This window comes from Streptomyces xanthochromogenes (assembly GCF_014650455.1).
Classification (GTDB): domain Bacteria; phylum Actinomycetota; class Actinomycetes; order Streptomycetales; family Streptomycetaceae; genus Streptomyces; species Streptomyces xanthochromogenes.
In genome coordinates this window covers 314043-334207 of sequence record NZ_BMUZ01000011.1, presented here as the reverse complement: position 1 = coordinate 334207, position 20165 = coordinate 314043, and the positions used below count along the sequence as shown (strand labels likewise).

Genomic DNA, 20165 nt, shown 5'->3' with positions numbered 1-20165 from the left:
CGGTGCCTCAGCGGGCTCGGAACGCGCGGGCGACGCTCAGCGGGACCGGCGGCCGAGGAGTTCGACCAGGCCCACCGGCAGGAACTCAGGCCGGTGGGCCCGGCCGACCTGGTAGGGGACGAAGCCCTGCGCGGCCGCGGCACCGACCTCCTCGGCCGTCTCCGCCTGGTAGACGAGCACGCAGCGCCCCGACCCGGCCTTGGCGCGCTGCCACAGGGCAGGCGCCGGCTTGCGTTCCGCGTCGGTGCGCGGGGTGAGGATCCGGTCGCCGAAGTCCCGCCAGGCGAAGGGCGTGGAGTCCCGCCAGGTGGCGTCGACCTCCTGCTTCAGCCGGGCGGCGCGCTCGGCGTCGGTCGCGCCCCAGGAAGGGGGAACGTTCGTGATGAGGCCGACCTCGATGTGCCGCGCGCGCAGGGCCCGCAGATAGGCGGCCGCGCCGGGCAGATAGGAGGTGCTGCCGTCCTCGGCGGTGTGCACCAGGGTCTCGCCGAGGTCGAAGTACACGACGGGGCAGGGGTGTTGGGCACGCGTGGGAGCGGCGCCCTCACTCGCGGCGCCGCCGGTCGTCGGGGGCGCCGCGGCACTGGCCGTGGCACACAGCACGGTCGATGCCAGGGCCGCGCCCAGCATGAGGCCCGCCCGGCCCAATCCCTTGTGGGGGGTGGTGAACATGGCGTCGTCGCCCTTCTCCTGGTGCGCCGCGTGGGTGCGCGGTGCGAGATGGCCCGCAGGTGTCCTGTCCATGACATGCGGGTGTCGCGCAGTCTCTCACGCGGCGGCCGGGCGGCCCCAGGGGTCAGGCGTATTCGCCGGTCTGCTCCTTGACCTCCTGCTGGATGCGGATCAGATTGCCGGAGGGGTCGCGGAAGGCGCAGTCGCGCGGGCCCCAGGGCTGGTCGATGGGCTCCTGCAGCACCTCGGCACCCGAGGCCCGTACCTTCTCGAACGTCGCGTCGAGGTCGTCCGTGCGGAAGACGAACATCGGCAGGACGCCCTTGGTGAGCAGCTCCTGCATCGTGTCGCCGTCGGCCTGCGAACGGCCCGCGTGCGGCTGCGAGAGGACGATTTCCAGGCCCGGCTGGGTCGTGCTGCCGAGGGTCACCCAGCGCTGGCCGCCCGAGGAGACGTCCTTGCGAACGTCGAGGCCCAGCGCGTCGCGGTAGAAGCCGAGCGACTCGTCGGGGTCGTTCACGGTGATGTGGCAGTACTGCAGTGCGATCGTCATGTCGTCCACGTTAGGCGGCGGCGTTGTCGCCCGCTTCTCCGATCCTGCTCGGGGCGGCGGGGGCGACGGGGGCGACGGGGGCGACCGGGGTGGCTGGGGCCGGGGTGGCCGGCGTGCCGGGTGCGCTGTGTGATGCCGGCGGGGTCGCCGTGCGCCGCGCGGTCATGGCGCTCGTCGTGCCCGGGGGCGTACGCGTCGGGCGCGTGTGCACCTTGGCCACGCAGGCGGGCATCGCCGACACCGCCTCGTGGGCCCGGCCCCGGTAGGAGCTCGGGGTCTCGCCCACGACCTCGGTGAACCGGGAGCTGAACGAGCCCAGAGACGTACATCCGACCGTCATGCACGCGTCGGTCACGCTCATGCCCCCGCGCAGCAACGCCATCGCCCGCTCGATCCGGCGGGTCATGAGATAGCTGTACGGGGTCTCGCCGTAGGCCGCCCGGAACTGCCGGGAGAAGTGCGCGGGCGACATGAGCGCGTGCCGGGCCATCGTCGGAACGTCCAGGGGCTTGGCGTACTCACGGTCGATGAGATCGCGCGCCCGGCGCAGGTGCGTGAGGTTGGCGAGCTCTTCGGGCGTCATGAAAACGACGCTACCACCGCCCACTGACAACGCCCCTGACCTGCGTAAACGACCGCTCTCAGGGCTGCGGTCCCGAGGGCTCCGGCAGACCGGCGAGGGCCGACGGCGCCGCCTCGCGCTGGTGCGGGAACGCGGCCGTCGGCGCGGGCGGCCCCGCCGGGTCCTGCTGGAGGGAGACCGTCCGGGCGGGGGCCGGAATCGAGATGCCTTCCGCGCGGTAGCGCCGGTGCAGGCGCTTGATGAACTCGTGCTTGATCCGGTACTGGTCGCTGAACTCGCCCACCCCCAGGATCACCGTGAAGTTGATCCGGGAGTCCGCGAACGTGTGGAAGCGGACCGCGGCCTCATGGCCGGGCAGCGCGCCCGTGATGTCCGTCATCACGCTGTCGACGACGTCCAGGGTGACCCGCTCGACGTGCTCCAGGTCGCTGTCGTAGCCGACCCCCACCTGTACAAGGACCGTCAACTCCTGCTCCGGACGGGCATAGTTGGTCATGTTGGTACGGGCGAGCCGGCCGTTGGGGATGATCACGAGGTTGTTCGACAGGTTGCGCACCACCGTGTTGCGCCAGTTGATGTCGACGACATAGCCCTCCTCGCCGCTGCTGAGCCGGATGTAGTCGCCGGGCTGCACCGTCTTCGAGGCGAGGATGTGCACCCCCGCGAAGAGGTTGGCGAGCGTGTCCTGGAGGGCCAGGGCGACGGCGAGGCCGCCGACCCCGAGAGCGGTGAGCAGCGGGGCTATGGAGATGCCGACCGTTTCCAGGGCGACCAGGACGCCCATCGCCACGACCACGACGCGCGTGATGTTGACGAAGATGGTGGCCGAGCCGGCCACCCCTGTCCTCGACTGCGCCAGGGACTGGACGAGCCCCGCGATCACCCGGGCCGCGGTGGCGGTGACGATCAGGACGAACAGGGCGGTCAGCGAGTGGTTGACGATGCCCGCGACCCGGGTGGTCAGCGGCAGCGCCGAGGCGGACACCGCCAGCCCCGAGATGGCGGCCGCCCAGGGGGCGATGGTGCGCAGCGCGTCGACGATGATGTCGTCGCCGCTCCAGCGCGTTCTGCGGGCGTGCTTGCCCAGCCATTTCAGCAGCACGCGCAGCAGCAGCCCGGCCGCCAGGCCCGCCGCCAGGGCGATGGCCGCCACCACCCAGTCGTGCAGGACGAGACCCCGGTTCAACGGACACCCTCCCGGCGGTGCGGAACGGGGGGTTGCACGAGGGGAGCCGTCGACCGCCGTATGTGATGTGTCGTCACCTTGTCACCTGTCAGATCGTGTTGCCTGGAGCCTCGTTCGGGTGGACGGGCATCGTCGGACACCGGAACGGGCTGCCATCCTGCCCCATCGGCCAAGTGCCGTCACAGGTGGGCCGGGTGAGCCGGGGCGAGCGTCGAGGTGACCCCGCGTGCGGCCGGGGCGGGGTGCGCCGGGGGCGCTAGTGGAGGCCGGACGCTTTGCACACCGTGCGTGCCGTCTCGCCGTCCACCCGGGCGGCCAGCTGCCGCAGGGCCGTCTCGCCGCATCGCAGTACGTTCCGGTCGCGGCTGGTGCGCGCGTCCCGGCCGACGAGGTGCCACAGCGGGGGATTGGCCACGAGCACCCTCGGGTCGATCTCGACCCGGTTGCCCTCGGTGTCCCGCAGCACCAGACGCTGGGCGACGCCGTCGGACCAGCGCACCGAGACGAGACGGTCGGTGCGGACCTCGGTCCGGCGCAGCAGCCCGCGCGCGACCAGCCGGCCCGGCCCCGCCGAGACCCGGGTGGGCCAGAGCACGACGAGGAGGAGGGCGGCGAGCAGGCACCACAGCCCGCCACGTGCGAGGTCGAGGTTTCCGGCCATGGCGTCGACGGCGAGGAGCAGGCAGAGCAGTACGGCCGAGCAGCCCGCCGCCGATCGGGCCTCACCGGCCCACGTGGTGTCGTACACCACGGCTTCGGCACCGCCGGGGGATGCGGTGCCGGGCCCCGCCACACTGCGGGTGATCTGTTGTCCCATGGGCCGTGACGCTATGGGTGCCGACCACATATGACCCCGTACTTTGACGGGCCACTGATGTGCCGGCCACTCGAATTGACGCGGGCCATACGCCAGTGGCGCCCTTCCCGCATCCCGGGCGGCGGCCGGCCGGCAGCAGGCATCAAACGCGGAGCACGGCGGTATACCTACCGGCAAGGAACCCGTCCGATGCGACGCCGCGGCCCGCCGCGGGCGGCGCCGGGACGGTTCCGCCGCACGGACGGCGGGCGCCCCGACGAGGGCAGGCCCTGTTGCGGCGCGGGAGTCCGCGTCCCGTCCCCATCCTTGGCGAGCCCAGCCGGTTCCGCCTTTCCCGGCTCGCTCGCGGGCCGTGGAGCGATCACCCGAGGAGTGAGGCATGAACGAACGATGTGACGGGATCGTCCAGTACTTCGACCGGGAGAAGGGCTACGGATTCGTCGTGCCGATCGGGCACCAGGACGGGATCTACGTGCGCCGGGAGGACATCGAGGGCGAGACCAGGACCCTGTCCGAGGGGCAGCAGGTCTCCTTCGTCATAGAGCTGGGCCGCGGCCGCTTCGAGGCCCGTGCCGTGCGCCCGTGAACCGGCGGCTCCCCGCGCCCTCGCCCGGCCCTCCTCACCGGGGGGCGGGCCGGGGGCCCGTCGTGACCCGGTGCGATCACGAGATATCTTGATGTCGAGCAATGTTGCAGACGTGGAGCGGAGCACCCGGTGACTGACTCGACCATCATCTACACCCACACTGACGAGGCGCCGGCCCTGGCGACGCATTCGTTCCTGCCCGTGATCCAGGCGTACGCCTCGACCGCAGGTGTCACTGTGGAGACCCGTGACATCTCGCTGGCGGGACGCATCATCGCGAGCTTCCCCGAGTTCCTCGAGGAGGGCCAGCGGATCGACGACGCCCTCGCCGAGCTCGGCGAGCTGGCCAAGACGCCCGGCGCGAACATCATCAAGCTGCCGAACGTCTCGGCCTCCATCCCGCAGCTCAAGGCGGCCGTCGCCGAGCTGCAGGCCCAGGGCTACGCGCTGCCGGACTACCCGGACGACCCGAAGAGCGACCAGGACAAGGACGTCCGCGCGCGCTACGACAAGATCAAGGGCAGTGCCGTCAACCCGGTCCTGCGCGAGGGCAACTCCGACCGCCGCGCCCCCGCGTCGGTCAAGAACTACGCCAAGGCCCACCCGCACCGCATGGGCAAGTGGACCTCCGACTCGAAGACGAACGTCGCCACCATGGGCGCCGGCGACTTCCGGTCGACCGAGAAGTCCACGGTCATCGCCGAGGACGGCTCGCTGCGCATCGAGCTCGTGGCGGCCGACGGCACCACCACCGTGCTGCGCGAGTCCGTACCGGTCCTGGCCGGCGAGGTCGTCGACGCCTCCGTGATGCACGTGGCCGAGCTGCGCCGGTTCCTCACCGCGCAGATCGCCCGCGCCAAGGCCGAGGACGTGCTGTTCTCGGTACACCTGAAGGCCACCATGATGAAGGTCTCCGACCCCATCGTCTTCGGCCACGTGGTGCGTGCCTTCTTCCCGAAGACCTTCGACAAGTACGGTGACGCCCTCGCCGCCGCCGGCCTGTCCCCGAACGACGGCCTCGGCGGCATCCTCAAGGGCCTCGACAACGTGCCGCACATCGGCGCCGAGATCAAGGCGGCCTTCGAGGCCGAGCTGACCGAGGGCCCGGCCCTCGCGATGGTCGACTCCGACCGCGGCATCACCAACCTGCACGTGCCGTCCGACGTCATCGTCGACGCCTCCATGCCCGCCATGATCCGCACCTCCGGCCACATGTGGGGCCCGGACGGCGCCGAGGCCGACACCCTCGCGGTGCTGCCGGACAGCAGCTACTCCGGCGTGTACCAGGCCGTCATCGAGGACTGCCGTGCGCACGGCGCCTTCGACCCGTCCACGATGGGCTCGGTGCCCAACGTCGGCCTGATGGCGCAGAAGGCCGAGGAGTACGGCAGCCACGACAAGACCTTCGAGGTCGAGGCCGCGGGCACCGTCCGCCTGGTGGACACCGGGGGCAACGTGGTCCTGGAGCAGGAGGTCGCCGAGGGCGACATCTTCCGCGCCTGCCAGACCAAGGACCTGCCCATCCAGGACTGGGTCAAGCTCGCGGTCACCCGCGCCCGCGCCACCGGCGACCCGGCCGTGTTCTGGCTGGACGAGGGCCGTGCCCACGACGCCGTCCTCATCGAGAAGGTCCGCACCTACCTCGCCGAGCACGACACCGAGGGCCTGCGGATCGAGATCCTGTCCCCGGTCGAGGCGACCGCGTTCTCCCTGGAGCGCATCCGCCGCGGCGAGAACACCATCTCGGTCACCGGCAACGTGCTGCGCGACTACCTGACCGACCTGTTCCCGATCCTGGAGCTGGGCACCAGCGCCAAGATGCTCTCGGTGGTCCCGCTGATGAACGGCGGCGGCCTCTTCGAGACGGGCGCCGGCGGCTCCGCCCCCAAGCACGTCCAGCAGCTGGTCAAGGAGAACTACCTGCGCTGGGACAGCCTGGGCGAGTTCCTCGCGCTCGCGGTCAGCTTCGAGCACCTCGCGACGACCACGGGCAACGCGCGCGCCCAGATCCTCGCCGACACCCTGGACCGCGCCACCGGCACCTTCCTCAACGAGGACAAGTCGCCGAGCCGCAAGCTCGGCGGCATCGACAACCGCGGCAGCCACTTCTACCTCGCCCTGTACTGGGCTCAGGAGCTGGCCAAGCAGACCGAGGACGCTCAGCTCGCGGAGGCGTTCGCGGCTCTGGCCAAGACGCTGACCGAGCAGGAGTCGACCATCGTCGACGAGCTCATCTCGGTGCAGGGCTCGCCGGTCGACATCGGCGGCTACTACCAGCCGGACGCCGCCAAGGCCTCCGCGGTCATGCGCCCCTCGGCGACCCTGAACCAGGCCATCGCCACCCTCGGCTGACCCCGACTCCCCTGCGGGGGAGCGCAGTTGAGCACGCCGCCGCCCCGGCCGGATTCCCTCCGGCCGGGGCGGTCGCGTTGCGCGGCCCGGACGGCCGGCCCCGTCGCCCCGGGCCGCGCGACCCGTTGACCGATTGGTCCAGACCTTCTACGGTGCGCATCGAGCGGTCACCACGCCTCCGCCTCGACCGGGCGCCGCCCCAACAGGCCGTGTCCGCACCGCACTTCACGCACGCCGCCCCAACAGGCCCTGTCCGCACCGCACTTCACGCACCCCGCAGCACATCGCACCCGCAAGGCACACGGTTCTGCACAGCCCTGGTACCCCCACCTCACCGCAGGGAGAACCATGTCCGCACCGCGTTCCGCCCCCGCGCGCCACCGGCGAAGACTCGCCGTCCTGCTCGCCGCGCTCCTGCTGCCGCTCGCCGCCCTCACCGGACTCGGCGCGGCCCCCGCCGCGGCCGCCTCCGGCCTGACCGCCACCTTCGCCCCGCAGGACAACGGGTCCTGGTGGAAGGGCACGTTCGTCGTGCACAACGCCACCTCGGCGCCCGTCACCGGGTGGGCCCTGGAGTTCGACCTGCCCGCGGGCGTCAGCATCACCGGCCACTACAACGGCGACGCGACCGTCACCGGCCGGCACGTCAGCGTCAAGAACGCCTACTACAACGCGACCGTCCCGTCCGGCGGCACCACCGAGCCCTACAGCTACTGGTTCGTCGCGAACGGCCCGATCGGGGCGCCCACCGGATGCACCGTCAACGGCGACAAGTGCGACGGCACCCCCGACGTTCCGCCCACCGCTCCGGGCAAGCCGCGGGCCACCGCCGTGACCGCACACAGCGTCGCGCTCGGCTGGACCGCGGCCGCCGCGGGGGACCACCCCGTCGCCTCGTACGAGGTGCTCACCGGCGACACCGTACTCGCCACCACGACCACCACCTCGGCCACCCTGACGGGCCTGACCCCGGCCACCGGGTACTCCTTCACGGTCCGGGCCAAGGACAGCCGCGGCAACCCCGGTCCGCGCAGCGAGCCGCTCGCGGTGACCACCGTGGACCCCGCGTCCGATCCGGTGCCGCCCGGCGCTCCGGGCGACCCGCGCGCCACCGCGAAGACCTCCACCGGCGTGACCCTCGCCTGGGGCGCGGCCACCGACAACGTCGGTGTGGCCGCCTACGACATCTACCGCGACGGCGCCCTCGCGACCACCGTGGGCGCACCCGCCACCACCGCCACCGTGACCGGCCTGACCCCGTCGACCACGTACGTCTTCACCGTCAGGGCGCGCGACGCCGCCGACAACGCCTCCGCACCCTCGGCCGCGCTCTCCGTCACCACCGACGACCTCGTGGGCCAGGGCAAGTACCTGAAGGCCGGCTACTTCGCGCAGTGGGGCATCTACGGCCGCCAGTACTTCGTGAAGAACCTCGACACCTCGGGGGCCGCGGCCGAACTGGACGTCCTCAACTACGCCTTCGAGAACATCGACCCCACCAACCTCACCTGCCAGGCCGGTGTCACCAAGGGCGTCAGCGGCAACCCGCAGGACCCCGACGAGGGGACCGGTGCGGGCGACGCCGACGCCGACTACGGGCGGGCCATGACCGCCGCCCAGTCCGTCGACGGTGTCGCCGACGACGGATGGGGCCAACTGCGCGGAAACTTCAACCAGGTGAAGAAGCTGAAGGCCAAGTACCCGAACCTCAAGGCCGTCGTCTCGATCGGCGGCTGGACGTACTCCAAGTTCTTCTCGGACGCGGCCGCCACCGACGCCTCCCGCAAGAAGTTCGTCAGCTCCTGCATCGACGTGTGGATCAAGGGCAACCTGCCGCTCTACAACGGCGCGGGCGGACCCGGCGCCGGCGCCGGGGTCTTCGACGGCATCGACATCGACTGGGAGTGGCCCGGCACCGACGGCCACCCGGGCAACCACTACGCGACCGCCGACAAGGCCCATCTCGCCCTGCTGCTGGCCGAGTTCCGGCGGCAGCTCGACGCGCTCGGCGGCCCCCACCGACTGCTCACCGCGTTCACGCCCGCCGACCCGGCGAAGATCGCCGCCGGCTGGGACCTGACCCAGGGGTCGGGCGTCTTCTCCTCACTGGACTACGCCATGGTCCAGGGCTACGACTTCCACGGTTCGGGCAGCGACAACTCCTGGGAGCCCGCCCGCACGGGGCAGTCGGCCAACCTCTACCCCGACCCCAAGGACCCCTACGGCTTCCACTTCAGCGTGGACGCGGCCGTTGCCGCCTATCTGTCCGCGGGCACGAACCCGCGCAAACTCGCCGTCGGCTTCCCGTTCTACGGGCGGGGCTGGAAGACGGTCGCGGACGGCGGCGCGCACGGCGTCTGGCAGGCCGCCGACGGGGCCGCGCCCGGCCAGTTCCCGGAGGAGGCGGGGGTGCGCGGCTACGCCAACCTGATCGCCTCGGTGCCCGGCATGACCGTCTACCACGACGACCGGGCGGTGGCCACGTACGGCTACACCGGGGACGGCGGCCAGTGGTGGTCCTTCGACGACGCCTGGTCCATCGGACACAAGACGCCGTACATCAAGAACAAGAACCTCCTGGGCGCCTTCGTCTGGGAGATGTCCGGCGACACCCCCTCGGGCACGCTCATGAACGCCCTGGACGCGGGCCTCAAGTAGCTTACGGCGGGCGGGGGTTGGACCCTCCGCCCGCATTCCCGCGGTGTCAGTGTCCGCCGTCGCCGCCAGCGTCACCGGAGGCGTGTGCGTCGGTGTGGTGGTCGGCGTGCACCTCCGGCGCCTCGTCGCCCCGGTGGCGCGTCTCGGTGATGATGCCGGTCACCGCGACCGCTACCAGGCAGGCGGAGATGATCGCCTCCGCCCACAGGAACGCCGCGTAGTCCAGCAGGCAGCCCACCGGCGGGCCGCCCGGCGCCGCGTTGCGGAACCCGGCGAGCGCGAACAGGGTCGCCGCCATCCAGGCCATCGCCGGCCACACCAGACCCCGGCGCTGGTCGACGATCACCCAGGTCGCGCCGAGCACCGCGAGGGCGAGCCCCCACATGATGAACATCATGAACCAGGCCAGGATGAACGTGGCCCGCGAACGGCTGACGCGCACCTCGAACGCGACGAAGCCGTGGTCCTGACTGCGGCCGACCACCGTCGGTTTGAAGAACGCGTCGACGTCCCGCAGCGACAGGGAGACCGGCACCTCCTTGCCGGCCGCCTCGGCGGAGAAGCCGATGATCGTCGAGTACCGGTCGAAGGGGTAGTCCGAGACGGAGCCGCCGTCCAGGCTCACCTTCACGTCCTCGTAACTGACCTGCCGCCCGGCCTTGAAGTCGAGGGTGCCCCGGATCAGCGAGGAGGTCTCCACCCGCAGGTCTACCGCCGGGGTGTACGGGTCGCCGCCCTCCCGCAGGGAGCCCTGGGGGAGCACCAGGACCCGCAGCGTCAGCTCCCGGGCGACCGGGTCCACCTTCTGGATGCTGGTGTCGATGTACACGCCGTTCGCCGTGCGGGTGTCGCCCACGAAGTGTTCCTGCTGACGCACATCGCGTTCGTTGAAGTAGAGGAGCACCCCCACGACGGCGGCCAGCAGGATCACGAGGAGCGAAATGACGTGACGCACCAAGTACTTGTTCGGTCTGAAACGGCCCATAGGCGAATGAATACACCCCGGGGCCGCGCCGATCGGGTCAGACGTGGCGGGGCAGCCGGACCGTCAGCGCGTACAGACGGGTGGTCTGCACCGGGTTCTCGTTGTCGTCACTGACCAGGAGGAGCCGCAGCCGGCCGTCCCGGGTGCGGCCGGTCACGGCCAGGCCCTCGATGTTGTCGAGCAGCGGGTTGGGCTGCGGCTGCTTGGCGGTGGCGCCGAGGGAGGGGCAGGCGCCGATGTCGGCGAGCAGCGTCTTGCGCAGGGAGCGGGCCGGCCCCGGCAGGTTCTCGACCTTGCTCACGTCGCTCGCGCCGCGCGGGTCGGCGAGGAAGAGCCGTACCGAATTGCCGACGCCGGCGGTGAAGCCGCGCTCCAGGACGAGCAGCCGCCCGTCGCCGGTGGCGGTGATCTCGGAGACGCCCGCGTTCGGTTCGACGGGGTAGGCGTACTGCCCGGCGAGCGTGAAGTCGCCCTTCGTCCGGGCCCGGTGCCAGGTCTGGAACCGGACGAGCGTACGGCCGGCCGCGTCCTTGGCGTCGCCGGACAAGGGCGCCTCCATGGACGCGATCAGGGTGTGGCCGCCGGGCTGCAGGGCCAGACCCTCGAAGGTCGCGTTGGCGATGGCGCGGCCGGCCGGGGCGACCCGCAGGGCGTCCGGGACCGGCAGCCGGTCCAGGAGCGTGCCGTCGCGGTCGTAGTGACGTATCGACGGCTCGAACTCGGAGGTGATCAGCCGGGTGCCTTCGCGCTCGACGACGACGGCCTCCGAGTCCAGCTGCGCGCCCTTCTCGTCCGCGAGCGGCACGACGCGGGTGGGAGCGGCCGCGAGGTTCTTGCCGATCTTCAGATTGAACAGTCGCGAACGGTCGGACAGCGCGGTGATCGTGCCGTCGGTGTCCACGGCCAGACCGGACAGGTTGCCGACGACCGTGCCCTGGAACAGGGTCTTGTCCAGGCCGTCCGAGAAGCCGTCGAGGGCCGTGGAGGCGGAGCAGGCGTGCGGGACGCCGACGGGCGGCCGGACCGCGGCACTGGCATCGGTGACGGTCACTGAGGCGGCCACGGCCAGCGAAGCGGTGACGGCGGTGACGAGGGTGCGCAGACGCACGGTTCCTCCCGGATCGGATGCGGATGGCACCACACGGTAGATCGCCTTGTGTGAAGGGCGAGTTGAGTTGCGTGATCGTGCACGCGAACGCTGGACCGCCGCTCGAATCCGGCGCGGGCCGGGTGCGGGGCGGCCCCGCACCGGGACCCCGCGGGGCCGTCGCGGCCGCAAACCGGGCGCCGGCCGGGCCCCTGGCGGACCGGGAGGCGCCCAGGGCCACTTATCCTGAGCCACTCAGTCCGTACCCGGCGTCCTGGCCGCACAACTTGTCCTTGGAGTCCGCCTTGAGGGTAAATCTCCGTTCCCGAGTCACCATGTGGCTCGGGCGCACCTACCTAGCCAGGATTCAGAAGCGCGGCATCGGCCCCGGCACGATCTCGCTGCTGCCGGACGCGCTGCTCATGCCGCTGCGCCGGGACGGGCTCGACCCGGTGCCCGAGCTCACCGCCCGGCAGGCCGACGAGCCGGTCACCAAGGTGCCGCTGCCGTTCGGCATGGACGCATGGGTGGTCACCGGGCACGACGCCGTGAAGGCCGTGCTCGGCTCGGCCGACGGGTTCAGCAACGACTTCACCCACCTCGCGGGCAACGCCGGTGTCCTGGAGGAGCAGCATCCGGGCGGGCTCGGCTTCAGTGACCCGCCGGTGCACACCCGGCTGCGCCGCATCCTGACGCCCGAGTTCACCATGCGGCGCCTTCGCCGGCTCACCCCGCGCATCGACGCCCTGGTGGAGGAACGGCTCGACGCCATGGAGGACGCCGACGGCACCGTCGACCTCGTCGAGGCCTTCGCGCTGCCCATCCCGTCGCTGACCATCTGCGAACTGCTCGGCGTTCCCTACGAGGACCGCCACGACTTCCAGCAGCTGGCCATGGAACGCTTCGACCTGTTCGCCGGGGCCACCGCTCCGCTCGGCGCGATGTCCGCCTCGCTGTCCTACTTCCGCGATGTGGTCAAGAAGCAGCGCGAGAACCCCGGCGACGGCCTGATCGGGATGATCGTCAAGGAGCACGGCGACAGCGTCGGGGACGACGAGCTCGCGGGGCTCGCGGACGGCGTCCTGACCGGCGGCTTCGAGACCACCGCGAGCATGCTGGCGCTCGGCGCCCTGCTGCTGCTCCAGGACCCGGACGCCTTCGCGCGAATAGCCAAGGACGAGGAGGCGGCCGCGACCTTCGTCGAGGAGGCCCTGCGCCACCTCACCGTCGTCCAGCTGGCCTTCCCGCGCTTCGCCCGCGAGGACGTGGAGGTGGCCGGCCGGCTCATACCCAAGGGCGACATGGTGCTGTGCTCGCTCAGCGGCGCCAACCGGGACGCCGCCCACACCCCGGACGGCCACCGCTTCGACCCGCACCGCAAGGCGGGCGGCCATCTCGCCTTCGGCTACGGCATCCACCGCTGCATCGGCGCCGAACTCGCCCGGATGGAACTGCGCGCCGCCTTCCCCGCCCTGGCCCGCCGCTTCCCCGAGATGCGCCTGGCCGTCCCGGCCGACGAACTGGCCTTCCGCAAGCTGTCGATCGTGTACGGCGTCGAGTCGCTGCCGGTACGGCTGCGCGGCTGACGACGTCCGCCCGGGCCAGGACCCGGGCGGTGCGCCCGGTCAGCCCACCGTGAGCGCGGTGTCGTCGATCACGAACGACGTCTGCAGCTTGGAGCCCTCGGTCGCGGTGAACCTGAGGGTGACCGTCTGCCCCGCGTAGGCGCCGAGGTCGAAGGTGCGCTGGGCGTAGCCGCTCGCCGCGTTCGCGTTGGAGTACGTCCCGAGGGTGGCCAGGACCGAGCCGCCGCTGTTCAGCACCTGCACCTTGAGCGTGTCGTAGGCCGTGCTCGACGTCTCGGCCGTGTCGATGTGCAGCTGGAAGCCGAGCGAGGCCGCACAGCCCGCCGGGATGGTCACCTGCTGGGACAGGGTGTCGGTGTGCGCGGTCCCCTTTCCGCCGAGCCAGGCCTTGTAGGCGCCGGTGCGGGCGGGCTCGCCGCTGCTGGTGTTGATGATGCCGCTGGTGGCGGTCCAGCCCGAACTCCCCGATTCGAAGCCGGGGTTGGCGAGGAGCTGGGCGCTCGTGCATCCGCCGGGGTCGCCGCCGGTGCTGCCGGCCGCGCCCGACAGCCATGCGGTGGCGTTGAGCGCGAGGGCGGCATCGGTGCCGGCCGGGTCGTTCCAGCCGTCGTACAGGGTGTTGCCCGACTGGCCGGTGCCGTCGTCGATGGGCGAGCTGTCGCCCCAGAAGGCGACGCGGCCGCTGCCGAAGGTGCTGGTGGCGAAGAAGGCGCCGGTGGTGCCGGAGTAACCGGTGCGGTAGACCTCGCCCTTGGCGGCCGGGTTGTCGGCGGGCTTGAGGGTCACCGTGGTGCCGTTGCGGATGATGCTGCCGGTCACTTTGCCGAACGAGCCGTTCAGGACCGGGTCGGCGCTGTCGCCGATGGCCCTCGGGTTGTCGGTGACGATGTTGAGCGCGTCCACCGAGAAGCCGAACGGGTCGGTACTGTCGACGGAGTTGTCGGACATCAGGTCGTTGATGACCTTCACCGCGTCCGCGCCGTCGTTGTTGCGGTCGGAGCCGGTGTGGTCGGAGATGAGGAAGAGTCCGCCGCCGTTCTTCACGAACTGCATCACGGCGGTCTTCTCGGCCGCGCTCAGCAGCACGTTCGGCTCGGGCAGCACGAAGGTGTCGAAGTTCTTCAGGTCGAGCGCGGACGAGGTGCCGTAGGTGATCGTGTTGCCCGAAGGCAGCGTCTTCAGGGCGTAGTCGCCGCTCTTCTGCAGCGCGACGCCCCAGGAGGACAGCGCCCCCGTCCAGTCCTTCTCGGCCGACGGTGAGGGGTTCTGGGCCAGCGGGTCCGGCTGGCTGGTACTGATGATCCAGTCGGCGTTGCCGGCCGTCTCGGCCTTGGAGTTGTCGAACAGCACCCGGTGCTGGGCCGCCGCCGCCGCGGCGACGGGCGGCGCGGAAGCCGTGGCAGGGGTGGCGGCCTGGGCGGCGGCGCCGCCGGCGACCACCAGCGCACCGAGCGCGGTCAGTACACCGGCGGTCCTGCGGCGTGGGGAAGCGGTCCGGCGGCGCGAGGGAGCGGAACTGCTGGCTCCAAGCATCCTGCGTACCTCCATGAGGGGTGGGGGGCAAGGTGGTGGGGACACCAAGTCTGCGCGCGTAGAACGTCGTTGTACGGACACCCTGACGGCGCGCGGTTGAACCGTACATGGCAGAAAGGGTGCGGCGGCAGGGCTTCGCCGTGGCGAAATCTGTTGGTAATCGCACGTGCGCCGCAGGTTCTACGCTCGTGGTCGGGAACCGAGTCGGGGACGTGGACAGGAGCGCGCACGGGGCCGTGGTGCGGGCGTGATCGGGGAGGTTGTCGATGGCTACTGGCACCAGGCTGCGCCCGGTGGACGACCAGGACGTGCGACTGCGCCACCGCGTGGTGCACGGCTACCGCCGCGCCTACCGCACGGCGGGCCAGGGGCCGCCCGTCGTGCTGATCCACGGAATCGGCGACTCGTCGGCCACCTGGGCCGGGCTGATCCCCGGCCTCGCCCGCCGCTACACCGTCCTCGCACCCGATCTGCTCGGCCACGGCGCCTCCGACAAGCCGCGCGCCGACTACTCGGTGGCCGCCTACGCCAACGGCCTGCGCGATCTGCTCGGCGTCCTCGGCATCGAGCGCGCCACCCTCGTCGGGCACTCGCTCGGCGGCGGCGTGGCCATGCAATTCGCCTACCAGTACCCCGAGTTGGCGGAGCGGCTCGTCCTGGTCGGCGCCGGGGGAGTGGGCCGCGAGGTGAACCCGGTGCTGCGCGCCGCCACGCTCCCCGGCGCCGAGCTGATCCTCGCCCTGCTCGGGCGGCCCGCGATGCGCCGGCCGACCCGGCTCGTGATCGAGCTGTTGCGGCTGCTCGGCACCGACCTCGGCCAGGACGCCCCGGACCTGCTCGGCCTGGTGGACGCGCTGCCCGACGCCAGGTCCCGCAGCGTCTTCGTGCGCACCCTGCGCGCGGTCGTCGACCCGCACGGGCAGGTCGTCACCATGCTCGACCGCTGCTATCTGACCGCGGGCATGCCCACCCTGCTGATCTGGGGCTCGCGCGACAGCGTGGTACCGCCGAGCCACGGCCACCGTGCGCACGCCGCGATGCCGGGCAGCCGGCTCGAAATCTTCGACGGGGCCGGGCACTTCCCCTTCCACCAGGACCCGGCCCGCTTCCTCGCCCTCGTCGAGGACTTCATCGAGACCACCCCGCCCGCCGACTGGAGCGCCGAACACTGGCACCAGCTGCTGCGCGCGGGCCGCTTCGGCACGGCGGCGGCCGAGGCCGACTCCGTCCACGAGGCCGTCGTGGAAAGGGAGTTGAAGCTGGAGAGCGAGCGCAGCGCGACCTAGGCCGCGCCGCGCGGGTCACCGTCCGGGACGCGCCCGCGGTCACTTCTTCATGACCGCCTCCATCACCGACTTGGCGATCGGCGCGCCGAGCTTGCCGCCGGCGATCTCCGAGCGCTGGATGTCCATGTCGGAAGGGTCGACGAACACGGCCACCGCCACCGGCGAGGTGCCGTCGCTCTGCTTGGCGTACGACACGAACCAGGCGTAGGGGCGCTCCTCGCGCACATCGGCGCCGTGCTGGGCGGTGCCGGTCTTGCCGCCGACGGTGACGCCCTCCATCCGCACCTTCTTCGCGGTGCCGTCGCTCGCCGTGAACTCCATCATCTCCTGCACCTTCTTCGCGGTGCCCGCGGAGACGGCCTGGTTGAGGACCTCGGGTTCGGTCTTCTCCAGCGAGGAGAGGTCCGGGCCGCGCAGCTCGTCGACCATGTACGGCTTCATGACCTTGCCGTCGTTGGCGATGCCCGCGGTCACCATGGCCATCTGGAGCGGGGTGCTGGTCAGGCTGCCCTGGCCCATGCCGGTGAGCGCGGTCTGCGGCTTGTCCAACTGCTCGGGGTAGCCGCTCTTGGCCGTACGGACGGGGATGAACTGCTCCTGGTTGAAGCCGAACTTCTCGGCCGTCTCGCGCATCCTGTCCTTGCCGGTCTTCAGCGCGGTCTGCAGGAACACGTTGTTGCAGGACCACTGCATGCCGGTCTTCAGGGAGACCTTGTCGCAGAGCGAGTTGTCGACGTCGTTGCCGACCTTGGTGGTGCTCAGCGGAAGCGTGTACGGCGCGGGCGCGTCCGGCATGGCGGCGTTGATGTCGGTGACCACGCCGTGTTCGAGGGCGGCCGCCGCGGTGAGGATCTTGAACGTCGACCCGGGCGGATACACCTCGCGGATCGCCCGGTTGTTCAGCGGCTTGCCCTTGTCGGCGTCGAGCTTCTGGAACTGCTCGCCCTCCTTCTTGGAGATCCCGGAGAAGACCGACGGATCGTAGGAGGGCGTGCTCGCCATCGCGAGGATCTTTCCGGAGCGCGGGTCGAGGGCGACGACGGCGCCCTTCGCCTTGAGCTTCGTCAGGCCCGCGTACGCGGCCTTCTGCGCGGCCGGATCGATCGTGGTGATCACATCGCCGCCGCGCGGGGTCTCCCCGGTGAACAGGGACTTGGCCCGGTCGAAGAACAACCGGTCGTCCTTGCCGTTCATCACCTTCGCGTGCACGCCCTCCAGGAACGTGGCCCCCTGCGCCTGGGAGAGGTAGCCGGTGACGGGCGCGTACATCGGCCCGTCCTTGTAGGTCCGCTTGTACTTGAAGTCGGAGCCCGGCGTCGCCACCGACCCCGTGATCGGCTGCCCGCCCACCACGATGTCGCCGCGCGGCTGGGAGAACGCGTCGATCTGCACCCGACGGTTGTGCTTGTCGTTGGCCAGGCTGTCGCTCTTCACGAACTGGACCCACGTCGCCCGGACCAGCAGGGCGAGCACCATCACCCCGCAGAAGGCGGCTATGTGCCGCAGCGGCTTGTTCATCACGCTCCCAGAGACGTACCGAATGGGGTTGAACCGGACATGTAGTGATCAGCAGAACAGGTCCGGCACCCGGATGTCCAAGAGCATTCAGGAGTCACATGCCATAAGGAATCGGCTATCGGTGCAGGTCATGGCGGTGTGGGCGACCATTCGGAGCCCCATGTGCCGATCCGGCTGTTACGGAAGGGTCATAAACCGGTCATCGCGCCCTGGCCAGTCGACCGGGTCCGGGCGTCTTCGGGCCGGGCAATGCCCGACGCCGCGTCGTGTGCAATTCACCGGGAGCACATATGGCGATCCCATACTCACAGCGCGGAAGCCCATGCGGAAACCACAGAGGGATTCGACTGTGCCCCACGTCGCGGAGAACGCCCCATCCATGCGCTCGATATCCACCGCACCCGCCGCCACCGGTTCCTACACCACCTCCATCGCGGACACCGAGGAGCAGATCCGGGCCGCCCAGCGGCTGCGGTACCGCGTCTTCGGCCAGGAGATGGGAGCGGCCCTCGCCACCCCGCTGCCCGGCCACGACATCGACGCCTTCGACGAGCTCGCCGACCATCTGATCGTGACCGACACCACGACCGGCGACGTCGTCGGCACCTACCGGCTGCTGCCGCCCGGACGCTCCCCACACTCCTACTCCGAGGGCGAGTTCGACCTCGCCTCGCTCGCCGCGCTGCGCCCCTCGATGATCGAGGCCGGGCGTTCCTGCGTACACCCGGACCACCGCTCGGGCGCCGTCATCAACCTCATGTGGTCCGCGCTCGCCCGCTATGTGCTCCTGTCCGGGCACCGCTATCTGGCGGGCTGCGCCTCCGTACCGCTCGACGACGGCGGCACGGCCGCCTCCAGCGCCTGGCTGCTCGGCAACGCCAAGCACTCCTCGCCGCCCGAGCTGCGGGTGCACCCCCACCGCCCCTGGCTCCCGGCGGGCCCGGCCCAGGGCCGCCCCGGCTACGCCGATCTGCCGCCCCTGCTGCGGGGCTACTTCCGGCTCGGCGCCTGGATGTGTGGCGCACCCACATACGACCCCGAGTTCAATGTGGCCGACTTCTTCGTGCTGCTCGACATGGACCGGCTCGACGACCGGTACCGCCGCTACTTCCTCGGGGACACCCGATGAACCCCTGGACGGTACAGGCGCCCTGCACCCCGGACTGCCTGAGCGACACCGCACCGCGCGTGCCCCTCACCGAGACGGCACGCCGGTACGCGGCCCTCACCCACACCCTCATCCGCACCGCGGCGATGGGCGAGCGGCTGGCCGATCCGCGCGTGCTGCGCGGCCGGGCCCTGGCCGTCCTCGACGCCCTGGGCGTTCGCCTGGAGACCGGGCCGCCCGCGCACCGGACCGGCCCGGGCGCGCTGCTCGTCGCCAACCACATCTCCTGGCTCGACGCCGTGGCGCTCCTCGCCGTCGAGCCGGTCACCGTCCTCGCCAAGCGGGAGGTCGGCCAGTGGCCGGTGGTCGGCACGCTCGCCCGCCGCATCGGCACGCGCTTCATCGACCGCGGCGCTGTACGCGAACTCCCGGGAACCGTGGCCGAGTTGGCCGATCTTCTGCGCTCGGGCCGGTCCGTCCTCGTCTTCCCGCAGGCCACGACCTGGTGCACCGTCGCGGGCGGCCGGTTCCGGCGGGCCGCGTTCCAGGCGGCCGTCGACGCGGGAGCCCCCGTGCGTCCGATGACCGTCGACTACCTCCAGGACGGCGCCCCCAGCACGGTCGCGGCGTTCCTCGGCGGCGACGACTTCACGACCTCGCTGCGCCGGGTGGCCGCCGCCCGCGCCCTGAGCGTGCGGGTCACCGGGCACCCGGAGCTGCGGGGCACCGACCGTCGTACCCTGGCCGCCGCGGCCGGCGCCGCGGTGTGCGGCACCCGTCCGCCCGCCCACACCGCATCACGCCACACCACATCACGCGTACCCGCCTGAACCACACGAAGCGACCGGGCCGCCCCCTAAGCTGGGCAGCCATGTTCACCCCCGAGGGCCCCAGCTTCCGTGAGCTCGCCGTCCAGGCGCTGTCGTCCGTCGAGCACGGCTACGACCTCCTGGCCCCGAAGTTCGACCACACGCCGTTCCGCACGCCCGAGGTGATCCTCGACGCCACCGCCGCCGTGCTCGCCGGCCTCGGCCCGTTCGGCCGCGGTCTCGACCTGTGCTGCGGCACCGGCGCGGGCCTCGACGTCCTGGGCCGGGTGTGCCAGGAGCGGATCACCGGCGTCGACATCAGCGCGGGGATGCTGGAGGTCGCCGCCCGCGCGCACCCGGAGGCCGATCTGCTGCGCGGCGACGTGCGGGCACTGCCGCTCGGCGCGGAGTACGACCTCGCCGTCAGCTTCGGGGCGTTCGGCCACTTCCTGCCGAAGGAGCGACCGGACCTCTACGCCCAGGCGTACGCCGTCCTGCGCCCGGGCGGCCGGTTCGCGTTCCCGGTGGTCGCTCCGGCCCGGCCCGGCACCCCGGGCCATCTCGCGCTCCTGGGCTTCGACGCGGCCATGCGGATCCGCAACGCGCTGTGGCGTCCCCCGTTCGTCATGTACTACCGCGGCTTCGGACTGGCGGACGTACGTCGGGAGCTGGCGACGGCGGGCTTCTCGGTGGAGCTGTACGCCCTGGAGGAGCTCGGCCGCCGCCCCGACGGCAGCCCGCGCGCCCGCCTCGTCGTGGCCACGAAGTAGCGCTCCCGCGGGACCGGTGAAGGGCCCCGCCCGGCACGGGCAGGGCCCCGGGGGCCGTCGAGGAAGTTCCTCAACC

At 71.5% G+C, this 20165-nt stretch carries 17 protein-coding genes; 8 read left to right on the top strand and 9 right to left on the bottom strand.

Annotated elements, in window-relative coordinates:
- Positions 1-36: 36 nt before the first annotated feature.
- From IE267_RS28010 to IE267_RS27990, 5 genes are all read right to left on the bottom strand, one after another.
- Positions 37-744, bottom strand: a complete 708-nt coding sequence (locus IE267_RS28010; protein WP_229861461.1) for a hypothetical protein — start codon at positions 742-744, stop codon at positions 37-39.
- A gap of 52 nt (positions 745-796) precedes the next feature.
- Positions 797-1225, bottom strand: a complete 429-nt coding sequence (locus IE267_RS28005; RefSeq protein ID WP_167159951.1) for a VOC family protein — start codon at positions 1223-1225, stop codon at positions 797-799.
- Positions 1226-1235: 10 nt separating this feature from the next.
- The gene (locus tag IE267_RS28000; RefSeq protein WP_189765124.1) at positions 1236-1808 is read right to left on the bottom strand and encodes a helix-turn-helix transcriptional regulator; all 573 of its coding nucleotides are present in this window, start codon (positions 1806-1808) and stop codon (positions 1236-1238) included.
- A 58-nt stretch (positions 1809-1866) separates the two neighbouring features.
- Positions 1867-2994 (bottom strand): mechanosensitive ion channel family protein, encoded by a 1128-nt coding sequence (locus tag IE267_RS27995; protein ID WP_189765123.1) that lies wholly within the window; start codon positions 2992-2994, stop codon positions 1867-1869.
- Positions 2995-3250: 256 nt separating this feature from the next.
- Complete coding sequence (locus IE267_RS27990; protein WP_189765122.1) at positions 3251-3811, bottom strand: hypothetical protein; 561 nt, start codon at positions 3809-3811, stop codon at positions 3251-3253.
- A gap of 379 nt (positions 3812-4190) precedes the next feature.
- On the opposite strand from IE267_RS27990, the gene IE267_RS27985 reads away from it, so the two are divergent.
- The 3 genes from IE267_RS27985 to IE267_RS27975 all read left to right on the top strand — a co-directional run bounded on the left by IE267_RS27985 (position 4191) and on the right by IE267_RS27975 (position 9407).
- The gene (locus IE267_RS27985) at positions 4191-4397 is read left to right on the top strand and encodes a cold shock domain-containing protein (protein ID WP_161254012.1); all 207 of its coding nucleotides are present in this window, start codon (positions 4191-4193) and stop codon (positions 4395-4397) included.
- A 129-nt stretch (positions 4398-4526) separates the two neighbouring features.
- Positions 4527-6749 carry an NADP-dependent isocitrate dehydrogenase gene (locus IE267_RS27980; protein ID WP_189765121.1) on the top strand — a complete coding sequence of 741 codons (2223 nt, stop codon included), beginning with the start codon at positions 4527-4529 and terminating at the stop codon, positions 6747-6749.
- 348 nt (positions 6750-7097) lie between these two features.
- Positions 7098-9407: a glycosyl hydrolase family 18 protein gene (locus IE267_RS27975; RefSeq protein ID WP_189765120.1), complete on the top strand. Its 2310-nt coding sequence runs from the start codon at positions 7098-7100 to the stop codon at positions 9405-9407.
- Between the two features lie 46 nt (positions 9408-9453).
- Here the strand turns inward: IE267_RS27975 and IE267_RS27970 are convergent, their stop codons facing one another.
- Together IE267_RS27970 and IE267_RS27965 are read right to left on the bottom strand one after the other, a co-directional pair.
- Positions 9454-10392, bottom strand: coding sequence for a DUF4436 family protein (locus IE267_RS27970; protein WP_189765119.1), 939 nt, complete (start codon positions 10390-10392; stop codon positions 9454-9456).
- Positions 10393-10429: 37 nt separating this feature from the next.
- Positions 10430-11500, bottom strand: a complete 1071-nt coding sequence (locus IE267_RS27965; RefSeq protein WP_189765118.1) for an esterase-like activity of phytase family protein — start codon at positions 11498-11500, stop codon at positions 10430-10432.
- A gap of 314 nt (positions 11501-11814) precedes the next feature.
- Here IE267_RS27965 and IE267_RS27960 point away from each other — a divergent pair, with 314 nt between their 5' ends.
- Positions 11815-13065: a cytochrome P450 gene (locus tag IE267_RS27960; protein ID WP_189765165.1), complete on the top strand. Its 1251-nt coding sequence runs from the start codon at positions 11815-11817 to the stop codon at positions 13063-13065.
- Between the two features lie 39 nt (positions 13066-13104).
- On the opposite strand, the gene IE267_RS27955 is transcribed toward IE267_RS27960, so the two are convergent.
- Complete coding sequence (locus IE267_RS27955) at positions 13105-14598, bottom strand: M6 family metallopeptidase (protein WP_189765117.1); 1494 nt, start codon at positions 14596-14598, stop codon at positions 13105-13107.
- Between the two features lie 266 nt (positions 14599-14864).
- Between IE267_RS27955 and IE267_RS27950 the strand changes: the two genes are divergently transcribed.
- Positions 14865-15884 carry an alpha/beta fold hydrolase gene (locus IE267_RS27950; RefSeq protein WP_167159967.1) on the top strand — a complete coding sequence of 340 codons (1020 nt, stop codon included), beginning with the start codon at positions 14865-14867 and terminating at the stop codon, positions 15882-15884.
- Positions 15885-15923: 39 nt separating this feature from the next.
- Here IE267_RS27950 and IE267_RS27945 read toward each other — a convergent pair whose 3' ends face one another.
- On the bottom strand, positions 15924-17402 hold the full coding sequence (locus IE267_RS27945) for a peptidoglycan D,D-transpeptidase FtsI family protein (RefSeq protein ID WP_189765116.1): 1479 nt from the start codon (positions 17400-17402) through the stop codon (positions 15924-15926).
- A gap of 379 nt (positions 17403-17781) precedes the next feature.
- Between IE267_RS27945 and IE267_RS27940 the strand changes: the two genes are divergently transcribed.
- From IE267_RS27940 to IE267_RS27930, 3 genes are read left to right on the top strand one after another with little or no spacing between them, the layout of a single operon-like run.
- Positions 17782-18531 (top strand): GNAT family N-acetyltransferase, encoded by a 750-nt coding sequence (locus IE267_RS27940; RefSeq protein ID WP_167159971.1) that lies wholly within the window; start codon positions 17782-17784, stop codon positions 18529-18531.
- A complete protein-coding gene (locus IE267_RS27935; protein WP_189765115.1) occupies positions 18528-19340 on the top strand; it encodes a lysophospholipid acyltransferase family protein in 813 nt (270 codons plus the stop codon). The genes IE267_RS27940 and IE267_RS27935 overlap by 4 nt, the downstream gene beginning before the upstream one ends.
- Positions 19341-19381: 41 nt before the next feature.
- Positions 19382-20089, top strand: a complete 708-nt coding sequence (locus IE267_RS27930) for a class I SAM-dependent methyltransferase (RefSeq protein WP_167159976.1) — start codon at positions 19382-19384, stop codon at positions 20087-20089.
- Positions 20090-20165 lie beyond the last annotated feature (76 nt).